Source organism: Sphingopyxis soli (assembly GCF_018682675.1).
Lineage (GTDB): Bacteria > Pseudomonadota > Alphaproteobacteria > Sphingomonadales > Sphingomonadaceae > Sphingopyxis > Sphingopyxis soli.
Genome location: NZ_JAFMTR010000109.1, coordinates 59,888 through 79,159, shown reverse-complemented (window position 1 = coordinate 79,159; position 19,272 = coordinate 59,888). Strand labels below are relative to the sequence as shown.

Sequence of the window (19,272 nt, the reverse complement as noted above, 5' to 3'; positions counted from 1 at the left end):
ATTTAGGCCATGAGATCGGCATCATCGATATCGAATGGAGCAGAAAAGCGGATGCGCAAAATTTTCGTCGGCGTCCTGGTCCTGTTCGTGGCGATCCTCGCCGGTCTTGCGCTTTGGGAGCCGCTGACGGCGCAGGCGCCGACCGCGCCGGCTTTCAAACCGACCGACGTGCAGATCGCGCGCGACAGATATGGCGTGCCGCACATCTTCGGAAAGACCGACGCCGACGTCGCCTATGGCGTCGCTTACGCCCACGCCGAGGATGATTTTTCGACCTTGCAGGAAGTGCTGGCGATGACGCGCGGGCGCGCCGCCGCGATGCTGGGCGAGGATGGCGCGAAGGTCGATTATGCCGCGGCGCTGCTCGATGTGCGGGCGACGACCGCGCGCGACTGGCCGCGGCTGCCGAAGGATGTGCAGGCGCTGTTCACCGCCTATGCTGCGGGGCTCAACCATTATGCGGACAAGCATCCCGACGAGGTGCGGCTGTCGGGGCTGTTCCCGGTGACCGGCGAAGACGTCGTCGCGGGCTTCGTGCTGCGATCGCCCTTTTTCTTCGGGCTCGATTCGGTGCTCGGCGGGCTGACCGGCGACAGGCCCATGGGCCGCGAGGGCGGGCCGTCGCTCGATGCGAAGGGCAAGCTGGTGCCGCGCGAGCTGACTCCGGTCGGTCGCGATCCCGAGGCCAATGGCTCGAACGGCATCGCGGTGGCGCCGTCGCGCGCCACCGACGGCGCGACGCGGCTCGTCTCCAACTCGCACCAGCCATGGACCGGCGGGGTCGCATGGTACGAGCTGGTCGTCCATAGCGGCGAGGGCTGGGATTTTGCGGGCGCCAACTTCCCCGGCTCGCCCTATCCCTTCCTCGGCCACAATAAATATCTCGGCTGGACCAACACGGTGAACCGGCCCGACCTCATCGACATCTACAAGCTGGTGCTCGACGACAGCGGCGAGAAATATCGCTACGACGGCAAATGGCTGCCGCTCGAGGAAAAGCGCATATGGCTGCGCGTCAAATATGGGCCGCTGGTGATCCCGGTGCCGCGGACGATCTATCGGTCGGTGCACGGGCCGGTGATCCGGAACGACAGGGGCGCCTTCGCGATCCGGTACGCGGGGATGGATCAGGCGAATATGGTCACCCAATATTACCGGCTGAACAAGGCGAAGAATTTCGCCGAGTGGCGCGCGGCGATGGCGGGGCAGGGTGTCCCCGCGACCAATTTCATCTACGCCGATGCGAAGGGCAATATCGGACTTTTCTACAACGCGATGTTCCCCGACCGGCCCGCCGGTTACAATTGGCGCGGCATATTGCCGGGCGACACCTCGGCCGACCTCTGGACGAAGACATTGCCGTTCGACCGCGTCCCCGCGCTCGTCAATCCGCGCTCGGGCTATGTGATGAACGCGAACAACACGCCGTGGGTCGCGGCGGGGCCGGGCGACGAGCTCGACGCCGCCGCCTTCTCGCCGCTGCTCGGGATCGAGGACGACATGACCAACCGCGCGACGCGGCTGATCACCCTGTTCGAGCAATCGGGCCGGATCGACGAGGCGCGGCTGAAGGCGATCAAGTATGACACCGCCTATGCGAAGACCGGCTACGCCAAGGCGTGGATGGACCGGTTGCTCGCGCTCGATACCAAGGGTGATCCGGCGCTGGCCGAGGCGCAGAGCCTGCTCCGCCAGTGGGACTGGAACCTCGACGGCAAGGGCAAGGGCGACGCGCTCGCGCTGATGGTGCTGCGCCCCGCCAACGGCAGCCATTATCAGCGCAAGCCCGACCCCGATCCGCGTCAGGTTCTGACCGAAACGGTGAACCACCTGCAGGAGCATTTTGCCGGACTCGATCCCAAGCTCGGCACCGTGCTGCGGCTACGGCATGGCGAGGGCGCGCATCGCATCGACCTGCCGCTCGACGGCGGCAACGATACGGTGCGCGCCTCGACCTTGTGGGATGTCGAACCCGACGGGCGGCTGAAGGTGCGCCACGGCGACAGCTTCATCATGTTCGTGACCTGGGATGCGGCGGGCAAGGTGCGGTCCGAATCGGTCCAGCCGTTCGGCGCCGCGACGACGCGGCCGGACAGTCCGCACTATAACGACCAGGCGAAGCTGTTCGTCCAGCACAAGCTCAAGCCGGTGCTGTTCGATCCGGCGGCGCTGAAAGCCAGCGGAGCGCGCTTCTATCGGCCTTGAAAGCCGCGAAGCACCGTCCTAAACCGCTGATACAGTGCCGTCCGGCACCCCGATCGCGCGTTCGCGCGGCCTTGCTTCAAGAGGAAGTTCATGCCCCGATTCCACCGTGCCGCCTTCGTCCTCGCCCTGTCGACCTCGCTCGTCGCCGCGGGCCCCGCGCTCGCCAAGGCGAAGGAGGCAAAGCCCGCACCCGTCGCCGACCTCGTGAAAGCGGTCGACATTCCGTACCAGAGCTTCACCCTCGACAACGGCCTGCGCGTCATCGTCCACGAGGATCGCAAGGCGCCTGTCGTTGCGGTGTCGGTCTGGTATCGCGTCGGGTCGAAGCACGAACCCGCGGGCAAGACGGGCTTCGCGCATCTGTTCGAGCATCTGATGTTCAACGGCTCGGAAAATGCGCCGGGCGATTTCTTCGAACCGCTGCAACAGGTCGGCGCGACCGACAGCAACGGCACGACCAGCTTCGACCGCACCAATTATTTCGAGACGGTGCCGACCGGCGCGCTCGACCGTGCGTTGTTCCTCGAAAGCGATCGCATGGGGCATTTGCTCGGCGCGGTGACGCAGGAAAAGCTCGATAACCAGCGCGGCGTCGTCCAGAACGAGAAAAGGCAGGGCGACAACAATCCCTATGGCCTGCTGCGCTACGAGATTTTCGAGAATCTCTTCCCCAAGGGGCATCCCTATCACCACAGCACGATCGGTTCGATGGCCGACCTCAATTCGGCAAGCCTGGCCGATGTGAAGAAGTGGTTCACCGACAATTACGGCCCGAACAACGCCGTGCTCGTCCTCGCGGGCGACGTCGATGTCGCCACTGCAAGGGCCAAAGTGCAGACATGGTTCGGCGATATCCCGCGCGGACCCGAGGTGAAGGCGCCGCCGGCGTCGGTGCCGACCCTGCCCGCCCCGCTGGCAAAGGAGGTCAAGGATCTGGTGCCGACCACGCGCATCTATCGCATGTGGGCGATCCCGGGACTTAACGATGCCGAGGCGGTGCCGCTGCAGATGGCGGCGGCGGTGCTCGGCGGACTGTCCTCGTCGCGGCTCGACAACGCGATGGTGCGCAAGGATCCTGTCGCGGTCAGCGTCGGCGCGGGCGCGCAAACCTATGAGGATGCGGGCATCTTGATCGTCCAGGCCGATGTGAAGCCCGGCGTCGATCCGAAGGTCGTCGGCGACAAGCTCGACGCCGAGATCGCGAAATTCCTCGAAACCGGGCCGACCGCCGACGAATTGCAGCGCGCCGCGGCGAGCTATCTCGGCGGGACGATCTCGGGGCTCGAATCGGTCGGCGGTTTTGGCGGCAAGGCGGTGACGCTGGCCGAAGGCGCGCTCTATTCGAACGATCCCGCCTATTACAAGGTCGAGCTCGACCGGCTCGCCAAGGCGACCCCCGAGCAGACGATGGCGGTCGCGCGCAAATGGATGTCGCGTCCGGCCTTCTCGCTCACCTACACCCCCGGCGAACGCACCGAGGGCGGCGAGAATCGGGGCGGCGCGGTGACGGCGGGCAAGGTCAGCGCGGTCGCGCCCGACCGCTACTGGAACCCCGAACTCGGCGATGTGGGTCCGGCGGCTTCGTTCGCCGACCGCTCGCAGCTTCCGGCCGTCGCCGACCTGAAAGCGCTCGACTTTCCGGCGATCGAGCGCGCGAAGCTCAAGAACGGGATCGAAGTCGTCTTCGCGCGCCGCGCGACGGTGCCGACGGTCCAGGTCGCGGTCAGCTTCGATGCGGGTTATGCCGCCGATCCGCACGATGCGCTCGGCACCCAGTCGCTGATGCTCAGCCTGATGGACGAGGGCACGACGAGCCGCGATTCGATCACCTTTGCCGAAGCGAAGGAGCGCCTCGGCGCGCAGATCGACGGAACCGCGACCGCCGACGAGACGGTGTTCAGCCTGTTCGCGCTGAAGCCCAATCTCAGCGCCTCGCTCGGCCTGCTTGCCGACTATATCCGCAATCCGGCTTTCGATGCGCAGGAACTCGAGCGGGTGCGCGCGCAGCAGCTCAATCGCCTCAAGGCCGAACTCAACAATCCCAACGCGATCGCCAGCCGCGTGCTGATGCCGGTGCTGTACGGCGCCGATCATCCCTATGGCATTCCGCCGTCGGGGCTGGGCACGACGAGTGCGGTGACCGCGGCGACGCGCGACCAGCTCGCGGCCTTCCATGCGGCATGGATCCGCCCCGACAATGCGCGCATCTTCGTCGTCGGCGACACCACGCTGAAAGAGGTAACGAAGCAGCTCGATGCCGCCTTCGGCAACTGGAAGGCGCCGGCGGCGACCGCGAAGGGCGCCAAGCATTTCGAAACGCCGGTGCCGACGCCGAAGCCGCGCATCCTGCTCTTCGACCGGCCGAAGTCGCCGCAGTCGGTGATCATGGCGGGCAAGGTGCTGACCGTGAAGGGTAGCGACGAGATCGAACCGCTGCGCGCTGCGAACGATATCTTCGGCGGCAATTTCCTGTCGCGTTTCAACATGAACCTGCGCGAGACCAGGGGCTGGTCCTATGGCGTGCGCTCGCGCATCTCGAACGACAGCGACCGTTTGACCTGGGTCGCGGTGGCGCCGGTGCAGGCCGACCGCACCGGCGATTCGATCAGGGAGTTCCAGAGCGACATCCAGGCCTATCTCGGCGACAAGGGCACGACGCAGGAGGAACTGGAGCGGACGGTGAACGGCAGCGTCCGCGAACTGCCCGGCAGCTTCGAAACCTCGGGCGACGTGCTCGGCGGGATTCGCCAGATCGTGAAGTTCGGCCGCCCCGACGATTATTACGAGAAGCTGCCCGCGACCTATGAGGCGATGACGACCGCGGAAATCGACGCCGCGGCGCGCAAGGCGCTCAGCACCGGCGATCTCGTCTATGTCGTCGTCGGCGACGCGGCCGTGGTCAAACCGCAGCTTGACGGGCTGGGCCTGCCGGTGGAAATAGCGACACCCGCTAACTAACATCAGTTTCAGTAGGAGAGAGTCTATGTCCGGTGTCGATGGCAGCTATGATTGCGTAACCAAGTCGCCGATGGGCGACCAGAAGTCGGTTTTCACCGTGAAGAGCGACGGCGACAGCTTCACCGGCCAGAACGCCGGCGCGATGGGTTCGCTCGATGTCGAGAATGGCAAGGTCGACGGCAACAAGCTGACCTGGACCATGAACATGAAGGTGCCGATGCCGATGACGCTCGAATGCGAAGCGACGATCGACGGCGACGCGCTGACCGGCACGATCAAGGCCGGTGCGTTCGGCTCGATGGCGATGACCGGCACGCGTCAGGCCTGATTTTCGGGTCGTCCGGAAACGGAAAGGGCCGTCCCGGATGGGGCGGCCCTTTTGCTTTGCATAGCTTTTCCTCGGTCGGGGGCTATCCAAAGCGGCATCGGAGGCGCATAGCGCCGCTGCAATGCACAAAATGACCGAATCCTCCCAGCGGTCCCGCATGCCCGGCGACCGCGAAATGGTGTTCATGATGGCGATGGTGATGGCGCTCAACGCGCTCGCCATCGATTCGATGCTGCCCGCGCTTCCGGCGATCGGCGAGGGGCTGGGCGTCGTGACGCCGAACGACCGGCAATATGTCATTTCGACCTATCTCTTCGGCATCGGCGCGGGTTCGCTGGTCTATGGGCCATTGTCGGACCGCTTCGGGCGCAAGGGCGTGCTCGTCCCCGCGCTCTTCGCCTATGTTGCCTTCTCGATCGGCTGCGGGCTCGCGACGAGCTTTCCGATCCTGCTCGCGCTGCGCTTCGGCCACGGCCTCGTCAGCGCCGCGCTCGGCGTGATCGTCGTCGCGGTCATCCGCGACCTTTTCTCGGGCGACGCGATGGCGAAGCGGCTGTCGATGATCTTCCTCGTCTTCATGATTGTCCCGGCGATCGCCCCGACGATGGGTGCGGGCATAACCCTCTTCGCGAGCTGGCGCGCAATCTTCATCGTGCTCGCGGTGATGGGCGTCGTGATGATCCTGTGGCTGCGTCGCCTGCCCGAGACGCTTCGAGCGGAGGACGTCCGTCCGCTCGATCTCAGGACGATGATCGCGGGCTGGGCGACGGTGACGCGGCACCGCCGCGCCGCCGGCTATATGATCGCGTCGGGCATGATGCAGGGCGCGCTCTACGGCTATCTCAACAGCAGCGAGCAGATCATCGCCGATATCTTCGATGCGCGCAGCTGGTTCCCGCTGGTCTTCGCTTGCGTCGCGCTCGGCATCGCGACCGCCAATTTCTCGAACGCCGCGATCGTCGAGCGCTTCGGGGCGCGGCGCGTCTCGCAAAGCGCGACATTCGCCTTCATGGCGACCTCGATCGTCCAGATCGGCGTCGCGTTGAGCGGCGCCGAGACGCTGTGGATGTTCACCGTGCTGATGATGGTCAACGTCGGGCTGATCGGCTTCATCGGCAGCAATTTCGGATCGATCGCGATGGAGGACTTCGGCCATATGGCCGGGGTGGCGTCGTCGTATCAGAGCTTTGCCAAGACCTTGCTCGCGGCGGCGGTCGGCGCGCTGATCGGACAGCAATATGATGGCACGACCCTGCCGCTCGCCTATGCCTTCCTGATTTCGGGTGCGGTCGGGCTGACGCTCGTCTTCTGGGCCGAGCGCGGCAAGCTGTTCACGCGGCCGGGAACCGCGCCCAAGACGCCTTTCTGAAGGCGCAAAAGAAAGGGGGCCGAAGCCCCCTTTCCCTTACTCGATGGTTCCTCAGGCGACCGGCGGGACCGGTTGCGGCGGCGCGTCGGGGTCCTCTTCGTGGACCTCGTCGACATGGCCGAGCCCGACATGGCTGCGCGAGCGGCTGTAGCCGAAATAGACGAGCAGCCCGACCGCCGCCCAGATCAGGAAGAGGATGATGCTCTTGTGATCGAGGCTGACAAACAGATAGACGCAACCGAGGATTGCGATCGGCGCGGTGATCCACACCAGCGGCGTGCGGAAGGGCCGGTGGCGGTTCGGCTCGGTCCTGCGGATCACCATCACTGCGATCGACACGGCGGCAAAGGCGAAGAGCGTCCCCGAGTTCGAGATGTTCGCGAGCTGCCCCACCGGGAAGAAGGCGGCGAACAGCGCGACCGCGATGCCGGTGATGATCGTGATGACGTGCGGCGTGTTGAACTTCGGGTGGATTTTCGAGAAAGCTGCCGGAAGCAGGCCGTCGCGGCTCATCACGAAGAAGATGCGGGTCTGGCCGAACATCATCATCAGGATAACCGATGGCAGCGCGAGACCCGCGGCGAGGCCGAGCAGATTGCCGATCTGCGGCCAGCCGATTTCGCGCAGTGTGAAGGCCAGCGCTTCCTTCGAGCAGACGACATCCTTGAACCCTTCGGCGGCGCGCGTTGCGCACTGTGCGGCGAGTTCGCGGCTGCCGGGATCGAGGACTGCCCCCGCTGCGCCGGTCACCGGCTGCGAGCTGAGGCCCGGCGCGCCGATCACGCCAGCGGCGACGAGCAGATAGAAGATGGTGCAGATCGCGAGGCTGCCGATCAGGCCGATCGGCATGTTGCGCTGGGGATTCTTGGTTTCCTCGGCCGCGGTCGAGACCGCATCGAAACCCACATAGGCGAAGAAGATCGACGCTGCCGCCATCGAGATGCCGATGAAGCCGGTCGGTGCGAAGGGCGAGAATTGCTCGCTGTTCATGACCGGAACCGCCAGGACGATGAAGACGGTGAGCGCGGTGACCTTGATCGCGACGAGGATCGCGTTGACGGTTGCGCTTTCCTTGGTGCCGATGACGAGCAGCCAGGTCACGAGCCCGGCGATGAACATCGCGGGCAGGTTGATCGCGCCGCCGTCGAACGGCCCCGCGACAAGGGTGTCGGGTATGTCGATGCTCAGAAGATTCTCAAGCAAACCAACAACATATCCGGACCAGCCGACCGAAACCGCACCCGCGGCGACCGCATATTCGAGGATCAGCGCCCAGCCGACCATCCATGCGATCAACTCGCCCATCACGGCGTAGCTATAGGTGTAGGCCGAACCCGAGACGGGCACCATCGCCGCCATTTCGGCATAGCAGAGCGCCGCGAAGGCGCAGACGACGCCGGCGATGATGAAGCTGATCATCATGCCCGGACCCGCTTTCTGGGCGGCCTCGGCGGTCAGCACGAAGATGCCGGTGCCGATGACGGCGCCGATACCGAGCATGGTGAGCTGGAAGGCACCGAGCGATCGGTGCAGCGACTTTTTCTCGGCGGTGGCCAAGATGGCGTCGAGCGATTTGACGCGACCAAATATCATCCAAAATTCCCCTTTGGGGCCCGGAACGGGCCTTCTCCTGGCGGCGCAGACTAAAGGCTCTGCGCGTCAGCGCAACTTAATTTCAGGCGTGTGACAGGGGCTTCGTCGCAGTTCAGCGCACCGTGAAGCGGACGCGGTCGATCGGCTTGCCGCCCGGATCGACGAGGGTCAGCATATGGATGCCGGGGCGCGGCAATATCTGCTGCCCGCCGTCGGCGTCGCCGAGCACGCGCTTGTCGAGGATCAGCCGGTAGCCGGGAACGTCGCCGCTGACGATCACCGCAAGGCGCTGGCGGTCGATCGGGATGTCGGGATCGAGAGCATAGACGCTGCCGCTGACCGGGCTGGTGATGCGCGGGCGGCGCGCAGCCTGCGGCGCGGCCGCCATTTCGCTCTGCGCAGTGCCGGTCAGGAAATATTCGCGGCGCGGCGGCTCGCGGGTGCCGGGCAGGCTGATCCGGCGCGCCTCGACGCCTTCGGGCATCTTCGGCGGCTTGCCGGGGTTGCCCGCGTGGAGCGCCATCATCACGTCGCGCCAGACGGGCGCGGCGCCCGAGGTGCCCGAGACGGCGCGCATCGAATCGCCCTCGAGATTGCCGACCCAGACCGCGACGGTGTAGCGGTCGGTGAAGCCGACGCACCAGTTGTCGCGCATGCCCTTCGATGTGCCGGTCTTCGCCGCCGCCCAGAAGGGCAGGCGGAGCGCGCTGTCGGCGCCGAAGGCGTCGGCGCGCGCCGACGCATCGGCGAGGATGTCGCCGACGATGAAGGCGGCGGCGGGCCGGACGATCTGGCGCGGCTCGCCGGCCGGTTCGCCCTTGCGGAAATGCACCGGGGTCCAGCGGCCCTGATTGGCGAGGGTGCGAAAGGCATTGGCCTGTTCGACCAGCGAGACCTCGGCGGATCCGAGCGCAAGGCTGAAGCCGTAATATTCGCCGTCCTCGACAAGGCTGTGATAGCCCAAGACCCACAGGCGGTCGCGGAACTCCTGGACATCGTCGATGACGAGCGCACGCACGGCGGGGACGTTGAGCGACGAAGCGAGCGCATGGCGAACGCTGACCGGCCCCTTGAAGCTGTGATCGTAATTCCTGGGGACATAGAGCCCCGAAGCGGTGTCGAGCTGGACCGGGCTGTCGTCGAGGATCGAGGCAGCGGTCAGCCAGCCATGTTCGATTACCTGCGCATAGAGATGCGGCTTCAAGGTCGAGCCCGCCTGCCGCGGCGCGTTGGCGCCGTCGACCTCAGCCGCGGTCGATTTGAGCCCGACGCCGCCGACATAGGCGAGCACCTCGCCGGTCGCATTGTCGAGCACGACGACCGCGCCGTCGCGGACACGGGTTGCGCCGAGCCCCGCGAGCTGGCGGCGCAGCGCGACGATCGCTGCGGTCTGGATGCGGCGGTCGATCGTCGTCGTGACGCGCTTGCCGGGCTTGTCGAGCATGCGCGTCGCGAGGTGCGGGGCGAGGCCGGGATCGAAACGGGTCGCGCGCTCGCCCGATACGAGCGTCGCGGCGGCGGCGTCGATCGCGGTGCAGTCGGCCGCCTTCGCGATGCGGCAGGCGCGCTTGCCAAGCATCTCGGCGCTCGCGGCGGGGTTGGGGAGGAGGCCGGCGAAGAGCGCTGCGTCGGTGCGGTTCATCTCGGCGGGGGTTTTGCCGAACAGGCTCTGCGCGCCGGCGCCGATGCCCTGTGCCTCGCCGCGCAGCGGCAGGAGATTGAAATAGGCCTCGAGCATCTGCTCGTGCGTCCACTCGCCCGCGAGCGCTTGCGCGGCGCGCATCTGGCGGATCTTGGCGAGCCAGCCGCGCTGGCCGGGCTGCGCGAGCTCGGGGGCGAGGAAGGCGGCGAGCTGCATCGGCAAGGTCGAGGCGCCGCGCGAGCGGCCGCCGGTCCAGCGCGCTTTCGTGGCGCTGGCGATCGCGAGCCAGTCGACCCCGCCGTGCGACCAGAAGCGATGGTCCTCGGCTGCAACAACCGTGTTGCGGACATCGGGGCTGATGTCTTTCAGCGGCACCCACGCGAGGCGGCGGCGCTCGAAATCGACGCGCTCGCTGTCGAGGAGCCGGCCGTCGCGGTCGTAGAGCCAGGCTTCGCTGGGCTTCCAGCCGGCGCGCACCGTTTCGTAGGCGGGCATGGTTGGCGGGCGGGTGAGGAGGTGGGCGGCGGTGGCGAGGATGAGCGCGGCGAGGGCGAGCCAGGCAAGAATGTCCTTCCAGCGGCGTTTGGCGGGCATGGATTGGCAGCCTAAGCAATCCTCCCCGTGCCACAGGCATGGGGAGGGGGACCATCCGCAGGATGGTGGAGGGGCTGCGACGGCAGTGCCAAGGCCCCTCCGTCAGCGCTTCGCGCCGCCACCTCCCCATCGCTGCGCGACAGGGAGGATGTATTAGCCCGCGACGGCATCACTCCGCCGAAGCCGCCACCGTCACCGGCGCGTTCGGCCACTGGCCGCGGATGGCGGGCGAGTACATCGCCTCGACGCGCGTCGGGGGCAGGGTGAATTTGCCCGAGCCGTTCAACCGGACGACATATTCGACCGCGTGGGTGCCCGCGGGCATCCAGCCATAATAGCCGCGCCAGCTATCCTTGCCGCGTTCGACGTAGGAGGGCTGCCAGTTTGACCCGCCCGCCTGCGCGCCGAGCATCTCCGACTGGCCGCCGAGGTTGCCGACGATCGTCGCGCCGGGCGGGACCGGATCGTTGATCACGACCCAGGTGCGGCCCGCGGCGGCGATGACCTCGATCCGCACCTTGATCACGTCGCCGCGCGTCAGCCGGTCCTTGTTGGCGGCCTTCACGAGGCTGACCGAGCGCTTGATGCGGTAGCCGGCGTTGAGCGGTTCCTTGAGCGGCACCGCGGCCTTGACGCTGACCGTCGCCCATGGCGCGCCGGTGCCCTGATGCTGGAGGCTCATCGTCGCGGCGTTGAGCGCGATGCGGAGCGGCGAGGGCGTCTCGGCCGGAAGCGGCCAGCTTTGCGAGGCGCTATTGCCCGCAAGGCTGATGTTGGTGACCCCGGTGATCGCACTCGCCGGGTAGAGCTCCGCGAAGCGGCGGACGGTGACCGCGCCCCAGGCGTTCGCCGGGGTGGTGTCCCAATGGCCCTTTCGCTGGCGCTGGGCGACCCCGACCATCAGCTTGCCCGCGTCATCCTCCCAGCCCTTGCGGCCGAGCACGGCTTCGAGCGCCTTGATCGCCATTTCGTCGCCGCTCGTCATCATCCACCACGGCGCATTGCCGTCGTCGACGAGGTCGAGGCGCGTGCCTTCATAGACGAGCCGCTTGCGCAGCTCGGCCTCCGCCGCGACGCGCAGCGCCGCGGCGCCCCGGACCCCCGGGGTGCGCTCGATCGCGACGAGCCAGTCGGCGAGCGTGCCGGTCGCCATGTCGATCGGCTTGGTATCGATCGATGCGACGAGCGCGGGGGTCGAGGCATTGTTGCGCGCGAGCGCCGCGAGCGCGGCGATGCGGATCGGGCGCAGGTCGTATGGGCCATAGCCCTTGCGGGTCAGGCGTCCTTCGACGACCGCCTGCAGCGCCTTCACCATCTTCGCCTTCGAGGCGTCGGGGATGGCGAAGCCGTTCGCGGCGGTGATCGACATGACATAGGCGGTCAGCTCGATCGAGCCGTCCATCCGCTCGTTCGGCCAATAGCGGAGCAGGCCATCCTTATCGAGATAGGTCGGCATCGCCCCCGCCAGCGCCTGCCAGCGGCCGAGATCGCCAAGCGCGATCGCGCGCGAGGTCGACTGTTCGAAGCAATTGTACGGATAGATCGCCATATAGTCGCGCACGCCCGAGAGCGGCGGCGCGAGCGTGCCCGCGAGCGCGACGTCGACATAGCCGCCGGGCAGCGCGCCCGCTGGGATCGCGATCGGCAGCGTCGTGTTGGGACCGACGCGGAACAGGCTGGCGGCCCAGGTCTCGACCGGGATCGCCGGCTCGACGAGCTGATCGAAGACGAGGCGGTCGCGCGCCTTGCCGTCCTTCGACACCGCATCGACGGTCCACTGGATCGGTCCGGTGGCCTCGGGTGCGGTCACCTGCCAGCTGACCGGCACCGCGCCGCCCGCGGGGATCGTCACGGTGAGCGGCGGCGCGGTCGCGACGGCGGGCGACAGCGCGGGGGTCGCGGTGACCGTCATCGGCTTGTCGGTGCCGTTGCGGAGCGTGAAGCGCGCGTCGAAGACGTCGCCGGTGCGGACCAGTTCGGGCAGCCCGGCATAGACGCCGAGATCCTGTACGGTGCGCACGCTCGTCTCGCCGGTGCCGAAATATTGCGAGCCGTCGGTCGCGATCGCGACGAGGCGGAAGCCCGAGAGATTGTCGGACATCGGCACATCGACCGTGGCGCGGCCCTTGCCGTCGAGCGGGACATGCCCCTGCCACAGCAGAACGGGGCGGAAGTCCTCGCGGGTCAGCCCCGAAAGGTCGCCGCCGCCGCCGCCGCCGGGTTCGAGCGCCTTGCGGCCGTAGTGGCGTTTGCCGACGACCTGCATCTGCGCGGTCGAGGTGAGGACGTCGAGCGTACGCTCGCCCATCATCGCGTCGATCAGCTTCCAGCTTTCGTTCGGCGCGAGCTGGAGCAGCGCCTCGTCGACCGCGACGAAGGCGACATCGGCGCCGCTGGCTGGCTTGCCCGAAGGATTTTTCACCTCGATCCCGACCTTGGCGGTCTCGCGGATCGCGTATTTTTCCTTGTCGGCCTTCACCTTGACGCCGAGCTGATGGCCTTCCCAACCGACCTTGATCTTCGCGATGCCGAGGCGGTAGCTCGGCTTGGCGAGATCGACGAGCGCGGTGGGCGGCGCGCCCTCGCTATTTTCGATCTTGAAGCCGACCGCGCGTTTCATCTGGCGGAACCAGCTTTCGTTGCCGGTGACGCGGCCGCGCACCGCCATCACCGAGACGTAGACGTCGGGCGCGTAAGTCGCGGGCAGCTTGACCTGCACGACGGGGTTGGTGCCCTTCAGCGGGACGACAAAGCTGGAGAGCACGCCCTCGCGCTCGACGGTGACGAGAGCGGTCGCTTCGCGGAACGGCATGCGGACCTGGAAGCGCGCGGTGTCGCCCGCGGCATAGCGCGGTTTTTCGGCGATCACGTCCATGCGGTCGCCATTGTCGCCGCCGAACCACCAGTCGTCGTCGCCCGCGAGCCAGACCGAGCGCACCGCGCGCGCCTCGTTGCCGTCGGCGTCGACTGTCGTCGCGACGACGGTGACTTCGCCCGAGACGCCGGGTGCCATCGCGCAGCGCGCGCGGCCGAGCTTGTCGGTCGTCGCGCTGCACGTCGCGTCGAGCCTGGTCGTGCGCATCTGGTTGTCATAGGCGTAGAAGCCCCCGATCAGGCGGCGCCGCGCGGTGATGATTTCGCGATTGTAGAGCGCGACCTGGACGCGCTGGCCCGCGATCGGGCGGCCGCCCAAGTCGAGCGCGACGAAGTTGAGGCGCAGATCCTTGTCGCGCATCAGCCAGCCGTCCGTCTTGACGCCGAGGCGCACCGCCGACGGGAAGAGCATGACACGGCGGCTCGACGTCAGCGTCTCGCCGTTCGCGTCCTCATAATCCATCTCGACCGCCATCTGCGTCGGCTGGGTGATCGGCTGGTCGACCGCGATGCTGGTCGTCGCGCTGCCATTGGCGTCGAGCTTGAGCGGAACCGAGCGCGCGAGCGGCAGGTCGGCTGCGGGTTCCTCGCCGCTGTCGTCGAGCTGGATCACGCCTTCCCTGACCGGCTGGCCGTCGAAGTCCCAGTCCTGATAATCCTCGGGCGCGTTCCAGCTGGCACGGAAATTGGTGCGGATCTCGACCGGCAGGTTTGGCGCGGGGCCTCCCGAGAGATAGCCGACGAAGAAGGACAGCGGCACCGCCGTCGGACGCACCGGGGGCTCCTTCGGCCCCGTCACCGTCGCCTTCATCGTCGGCAGGCGATATTCGTCGACCCGGACCGTCTGGGCCGACCAGATCGTCTTGTCCTCGCCCTTCTTGTCCTTGGTGACGAAGACGAGCTCATAATCGCCCATCGGCGCGGTCGCGGGGACGTTCCATGTCGTCTCGCCGCTGCCGTTCGCGTCGATGGCGAACGGCATTTCAAACTCGGTGTCCGAGCCGCGATGGACGAGGCGGAGCTTGCCCGCGAGCGGCTTCGGCGTCGAAAAGCCGGTGCCGACCTGACGGCGGAGGATATGCTTCATGTGCACCGTTTCGCCCGCCTTGACGAGCGCGCGGTCGAAGAGCGTGTGCAGGATGTCGTCGCGCTCCGACCAGCCATAGGGCAGGTCGAAGTCATAGGGACGGATGCCGTTGCCCCAGTCGGTTAGCGTGAAGCTGAAATCGTCGCCCGAGCGCGCGCTGACCATCAGCGCGTGGCCGTCGCTGCTCGCGGGATCGGGGTCTTCCTCGCAGCTCGAATAGGTTTCGGGTTCGGGCAGGCCGTTCGGGAAGGCGAGGCGGCCGGCCTTGTCGGCGGTGCCGCGCGCGAGCAGGCGGCCGGTACAGCTGTCGGTGACGCGGATTTCGGCGCCCGCCACGGGCAGGCCGGTGTCGAGCGCGGTCACCCACGCGAGCGAGCTCTCGCGGCCCCATTTGAAATGCACAGCCATGTTGGTGACGAGCGCCGCGGTCGTGACATAGCGCGTCGCCTTGCGGCCGAGCAGCACCGCGCCGAGCTCGGGGCTGGCGATCTCGACGACGTGGAAGCCCTTTTCGGCCAAGGGGATGCCGACGACCTCGAACTCCTTGCCGCCGGCGGCGGGCGAAAGCTGCATGTCGCGGCGTTCGCCGCCCGCGGGAGCGTCCTCGAACACCGATTTGGTGCCGGTGTAGTTGACGGTGACATCCTCGCCATTCGCGTTCTTTTCCTCGCGATAGTCGGTGTCGTCGGCGTCGGCGACGCGCTTCAGCCAGCGCGCGATCGCGGCATCGTCGTCGCCGACCTTCAGCGTCGTCGCGGGCATTTTCAGATTCCTGCTGACCATCGACGCCTCGACCCCGCGCACGGTGACGGGCAGGACGCCGCCTTCCGATGCCTCGAGGATGCCGAACTCGGCGGCGAATTTGACCAGCGGCGGGGCGCGGTCGATGTGGAATTTCAGGGGGAAATTCGACTGGTTCTGCAGGCGCCGGCCGCTCTGGTCGGTGATGTCGGCGGGCAGGACGAGCGTCGCATCGACATTCTGCGACAGCGGGCCCGAGAAATGGACGCGCTCGAGATATTTGTCGTTCTTGTCGTCGTCGTCGACCTTCGCCGTGTAGCTCTTGCCGTCGGCGGTCCTCAGCGTCGCGGCGAGCGCGGTCTCGCGCAGCACCGGCGCGGCGAAAACCACGTTGACGTCCTTCAGCGGGTTGCAGCCCGCCTGCGGATTGACACGGCTACACGACATTTTGGCGGTGAAGGCGGGGCGCACGTCATGGTCGAAACGCTGGTCGCGGCCGGCGGTGCGGCTCGGCACCCCGGCCTGCGAAATGCGGGCGTCCCAGACGAGCGCCATCTCGCGCCCCGGCGGCAGCGGGCGCCGGCATTTGACCGGAACGACGCGGTCGAGCAGCGCATCGCGGTCGCCGCCCGCGGCGGGCAGGCGCAGCGGCAGGCCCGCGTCATAAGCGAAGGATTGCGCCGACCAGTCGCTGCCCAGACCTTCGAGGATTTGCACCGCGGTGTCGCGCGGCAGCACGTCGACGGGAATTTTCTCGCCGATGCCGTCGACCGCGCAATAGGCGAAGCGGCCGACCGAGGCGCGATCGGCGGCGACGTTGGTCGCGACGAGGAAGATCTGGTCCTCCTCGATCCCGTCGTACATTCCCCCCGCCAGCACCGCGCGTGCCGAAGGACCGCCGGTGTCGATCTCGAACCGGCTGTTGCCGACGACGCTCACGCCGCGCGCGGTGGTGAGGCCGGAGCGGAGATCGACGTGGCAGCTGACGCCGCCGGGAAGCGATTTTTCGAATTCGAGTACCCAGGTGCGCGTGTCGACCCAGCGGCTCGTTGCATCGACCTTGCAGTCATGGGTCGCGGGCGCCCTGGCGCGCGGGTCGCCGAGCGCGACCATGTCCTCCGAAAAGCGCAGGGTGAAGCGGCTTATGGTGCCGTCGCCGGTGCCCGACGACCCCGGCGTCGCGAGGGTGACCTGCGGGACGGTGTCCCCGCCCGCAGCGGCGAGCGCGAGACCGAGAGGGACGATGAGGGCCAGCTTGACCTTACCGGCACAGCTCTTCGCCAGCGCCCGCCATCCGTGCCGCATTACCCTGTCTCCCCGGTCTGACCCAAAATGCTATCCTGCTGGAAACGGGGGCTTGAGTCCACCCGTCGCCGCGCATCGCGCACGGTTAACCGCAGGCGGCCAATGCGCTGTGACGGCGGTCATAGACAGATTCGAAAATTGGCGAGTTTGGGACCCGGCGCTCCCCGATATTCGTCGTCCCGGATCAAGTCCGGAACGACGAGGGTGGAACTATATGTGCCCGCTCACCTTGCGAGCATCGGTCCGAGGGGCTTGCCGGCGAAAATATGGACGTGGAGGTGCGGCACCTCCTGATGGCTGTCGAGGCCGACATTGGCGAGCAGGCGATAGCCGGGTGCGACGAGCCCCTGATCGCGTGCGACCTTGCCGACCGCACGGACGAAGCCCGCGATTTCGGCGTCGCTGCCGCGCTCCGAAAAATCGTCCCAGCTGACGTAAGAGCCCTTGGGGATCACGAGGATATGCAACGGCGCCTGCGGATTGATATCGTGGAAGGCGAGCGCGAACTCGTCCTCATAGACGGTCTTCGACGGCAATTCGCCGCGCAGGATGCGCGCGAAGACATTGTTGTCGTCATAGGGAAGCGTCGCGTCGATCGGCATGGAAGGCTCCTATTGGGGACGGCTGGCTTTTTCGGCGTGGCCCGAGATGCCGTGGCGGCGCGCCAGTTCGGCGGCGACGGCGTCCCAGCCGAGGCCGCGGTCGGCGAGCAGGATGGTGAGGTGGAAGACCAGATCGGCCGCTTCGCCGGTCAGCGCGGCATCGTCCTCGGTGAGCGCGGCGATGACGGTTTCGGTCGCTTCCTCGCCAAGCTTCTGCGCGATCTTGCCGCGGCCTTTGGCGGCGAGGCTCGCGACATAGGAGGTGCCCCCGTCGCCCGCGGCGAGCCGGTCTTTCACGACCGTTTCGAGCCGCGCCAATGCTTCGCCGATCGCCATGTCAAATCCCTTGCCCGTTAATAAGCCGTTTGCCCTGAGCTTGTCGAAGGGCCGTTCTTTCCTTGCGATGTCGCAAGAAGAACGGTGCTTTGACAAGCTCGGCACAAGCGGGGAGGGGGTAGCTTGCCAATAGCGGCTGGACAAGCCGCGATCCCTCTGGTGAAGCGCGGGCATGGCCGAGGTCAAACTGCATCCCGACTGGCTCGCCCGCATCGGCAGCGAGTTCGAGCAGCCCTATATGGCTGCGCTCAAGGCGTTCCTTGCCGAGGAGCGCGCCAAAGGCAAGACGATCTATCCGCGGCCGCGCGACTGGTTCGCCGCGCTCGACGCGACGGCGCCGCAGGATGTGCGCGTCGTGATATTGGGACAGGACCCCTATCACGGGCCGGGGCAGGCGCACGGGCTTTGCTTCTCGGTCCAGCCCGGCGTCCGCACCCCGCCGAGCCTCGTCAATATCTATAAGGAAATGAAGGCCGACCTCGGCATTCCGCCCGCCTCGCACGGCTATCTTAAGCATTGGGCCGAGCAGGGCGTGCTCCTCCTCAACAATTGCCTGACGGTCGAGGCGGGGATGGCGGCGTCGCATCAGGGCAGGGGGTGGGAGACATTCACCGACGCCGCGGTCGCTGCGGTTGCGGCCGATCCGGCGCCCAAGGTCTTCATCCTGTGGGGCAGCCATGCGCAGAAGAAGGCGGCGAATGTGCCGGGACTCGGCGCGGGCAGCCCGCACCTGATCCTGCGCGCGCCGCACCCCTCGCCGCTGTCGGCGCATAACGGTTTCTTCGGATCGAAGCCCTTCAGCCAGGCGAATGCTTTCCTGGAGATGTACGGGCGCGGGGCGATCGACTGGCGCCTCCCGGACAATCCCGAGGCATGAGTATATTGGCCGACCCGGTAACGCTCGCGGCGCTCGTCGTGGCGGTGATCCTGCTCGGCATGGCGAAGGGCGGGCTCGCCGGCGTCGGTGCGCTCGCGACGCCGCTCGCGGCGCTCGTCCTGCCGCCCGCGACCGCGGCGGCGGTGCTGCTGCCGATCCTGATCGTGCAGGACGTGATCAGCGTCTGGTCGTTCCGCAAGACATGGGACGGCTGGATCATCGGCTGGATGCTCCCCGGCGCGGCGGCCGGCATCTTCGCGGGCTGGTTCTATGCCGAGCGCGTGAACGAAGCGCAGCTGATGGCGGCGTTGGGCGCGATCACGCTCGCCTTCGGGCTCTACCGGCTGTGGATCGAACGCGGCGGACGCGTCGTCGCCGCCTCGACGTCACCGGGCTGGGTCGGGACGATCTTCGGCGCGTTCATGGGGCTGACCAGCCAGATCGCGCACGCCGGCGGACCGCCGTTCCAGATGTGGGTGACCCCGCGCAAGCTGCCGCACCTGACCTTCATCGGGACGAGCGCGATCCTGTTCGCCGTGGTCAACTGGCTGAAGGTGCCCGCCTATCTCGCGCTCGGCGCCTTTCCGCACGAGGTGATCGTCGCGGCGCTGCTGCTGATGCCGCTCGCGATCGTCTCGACCTTGCTCACCGTGCGCTGGCTGCGGCGCATCGACGGGGCGCGTTTCTATGGTATCATCTATCTGTTGATGGTCGCGCTCGGCGCGAAGCTGCTGTGGGACGGGCTCTCGGGCTAGGGAAGG

General features: G+C 67.2%; 11 protein-coding genes. 6 read left to right on the top strand and 5 right to left on the bottom strand.

The genetic code is table 11. The features are described from left to right. The first annotated feature begins 51 nt into the window (after positions 1-51). The 4 genes from J1N50_RS16440 to J1N50_RS16425 all read left to right on the top strand — a co-directional run bounded on the left by J1N50_RS16440 (position 52) and on the right by J1N50_RS16425 (position 6,860). Positions 52-2,205 carry an acylase gene (locus tag J1N50_RS16440; protein WP_215355702.1) on the top strand — a complete coding sequence of 718 codons (2,154 nt, stop codon included), beginning with the start codon at positions 52-54 and terminating at the stop codon, positions 2,203-2,205. A 90-nt stretch (positions 2,206-2,295) separates the two neighbouring features. Further along, positions 2,296-5,163, top strand: coding sequence for a M16 family metallopeptidase (locus J1N50_RS16435; RefSeq protein ID WP_215355699.1), 2,868 nt, complete (start codon positions 2,296-2,298; stop codon positions 5,161-5,163). A 25-nt stretch (positions 5,164-5,188) separates the two neighbouring features. After that, the gene (locus tag J1N50_RS16430) at positions 5,189-5,491 is read left to right on the top strand and encodes a hypothetical protein (protein ID WP_215355697.1); all 303 of its coding nucleotides are present in this window, start codon (positions 5,189-5,191) and stop codon (positions 5,489-5,491) included. 130 nt (positions 5,492-5,621) lie between these two features. Then, positions 5,622-6,860, top strand: coding sequence for a multidrug effflux MFS transporter (locus J1N50_RS16425; protein ID WP_246553671.1), 1,239 nt, complete (start codon positions 5,622-5,624; stop codon positions 6,858-6,860). A 51-nt stretch (positions 6,861-6,911) separates the two neighbouring features. Here the strand turns inward: J1N50_RS16425 and J1N50_RS16420 are convergent, their stop codons facing one another. The 5 genes from J1N50_RS16420 to J1N50_RS16400 all read right to left on the bottom strand — a co-directional run bounded on the left by J1N50_RS16420 (position 6,912) and on the right by J1N50_RS16400 (position 17,634). Beyond that, positions 6,912-8,453, bottom strand: a complete 1,542-nt coding sequence (locus J1N50_RS16420; protein WP_215355693.1) for an amino acid permease — start codon at positions 8,451-8,453, stop codon at positions 6,912-6,914. Positions 8,454-8,565: 112 nt separating this feature from the next. Next, a complete protein-coding gene (gene pbpC, locus J1N50_RS16415) occupies positions 8,566-10,689 on the bottom strand; it encodes a penicillin-binding protein 1C (RefSeq protein WP_215355690.1) in 2,124 nt (707 codons plus the stop codon). Between the two features lie 169 nt (positions 10,690-10,858). After that, positions 10,859-16,696: an alpha-2-macroglobulin family protein gene (locus tag J1N50_RS16410; protein ID WP_215355688.1), complete on the bottom strand. Its 5,838-nt coding sequence runs from the start codon at positions 16,694-16,696 to the stop codon at positions 10,859-10,861. 224 nt (positions 16,697-16,920) lie between these two features. Continuing rightward, positions 16,921-17,298, bottom strand: coding sequence for a histidine triad nucleotide-binding protein (locus J1N50_RS16405; protein ID WP_215355685.1), 378 nt, complete (start codon positions 17,296-17,298; stop codon positions 16,921-16,923). Positions 17,299-17,307: 9 nt separating this feature from the next. Then, positions 17,308-17,634, bottom strand: coding sequence for a phosphoribosyl-ATP diphosphatase (locus J1N50_RS16400; RefSeq protein ID WP_215355683.1), 327 nt, complete (start codon positions 17,632-17,634; stop codon positions 17,308-17,310). A gap of 172 nt (positions 17,635-17,806) precedes the next feature. Here J1N50_RS16400 and ung point away from each other — a divergent pair, with 172 nt between their 5' ends. Together ung and J1N50_RS16390 are read left to right on the top strand one after the other, a co-directional pair. Beyond that, on the top strand, positions 17,807-18,511 hold the full coding sequence (ung, locus tag J1N50_RS16395; RefSeq protein WP_215355681.1) for a uracil-DNA glycosylase: 705 nt from the start codon (positions 17,807-17,809) through the stop codon (positions 18,509-18,511). Beyond that, on the top strand, positions 18,508-19,266 hold the full coding sequence (locus J1N50_RS16390; RefSeq protein WP_215355679.1) for a sulfite exporter TauE/SafE family protein: 759 nt from the start codon (positions 18,508-18,510) through the stop codon (positions 19,264-19,266). The genes ung and J1N50_RS16390 overlap by 4 nt, the downstream gene beginning before the upstream one ends. The last annotated feature ends 6 nt before the right edge of the window (positions 19,267-19,272 follow it).

Bases quoted from the DNA above. Each gene is read 5' to 3' on its own strand.
- J1N50_RS16440 (WP_215355702.1), top strand. From the start codon at position 52: ATGCGCAAAATTTTCGTCGGCGTCCTGGTCCTGTTCGTGGCGATCCTC.
- J1N50_RS16435 (WP_215355699.1), top strand. From the start codon at position 2,296: ATGCCCCGATTCCACCGTGCCGCCTTCGTCCTCGCCCTGTCGACCTCG.
- J1N50_RS16430 (WP_215355697.1), top strand. From the start codon at position 5,189: ATGTCCGGTGTCGATGGCAGCTATGATTGCGTAACCAAGTCGCCGATG.
- J1N50_RS16425 (WP_246553671.1), top strand. From the start codon at position 5,622: ATGACCGAATCCTCCCAGCGGTCCCGCATGCCCGGCGACCGCGAAATG.
- J1N50_RS16420 (WP_215355693.1), bottom strand. From the start codon at position 8,453: ATGATATTTGGTCGCGTCAAATCGCTCGACGCCATCTTGGCCACCGCC.
- pbpC (WP_215355690.1), bottom strand. From the start codon at position 10,689: ATGCCCGCCAAACGCCGCTGGAAGGACATTCTTGCCTGGCTCGCCCTC.
- J1N50_RS16410 (WP_215355688.1), bottom strand. From the start codon at position 16,696: ATGCGGCACGGATGGCGGGCGCTGGCGAAGAGCTGTGCCGGTAAGGTC.
- J1N50_RS16405 (WP_215355685.1), bottom strand. From the start codon at position 17,298: ATGCCGATCGACGCGACGCTTCCCTATGACGACAACAATGTCTTCGCG.
- J1N50_RS16400 (WP_215355683.1), bottom strand. From the start codon at position 17,634: ATGGCGATCGGCGAAGCATTGGCGCGGCTCGAAACGGTCGTGAAAGAC.
- ung (WP_215355681.1), top strand. From the start codon at position 17,807: ATGGCCGAGGTCAAACTGCATCCCGACTGGCTCGCCCGCATCGGCAGC.
- J1N50_RS16390 (WP_215355679.1), top strand. From the start codon at position 18,508: ATGAGTATATTGGCCGACCCGGTAACGCTCGCGGCGCTCGTCGTGGCG.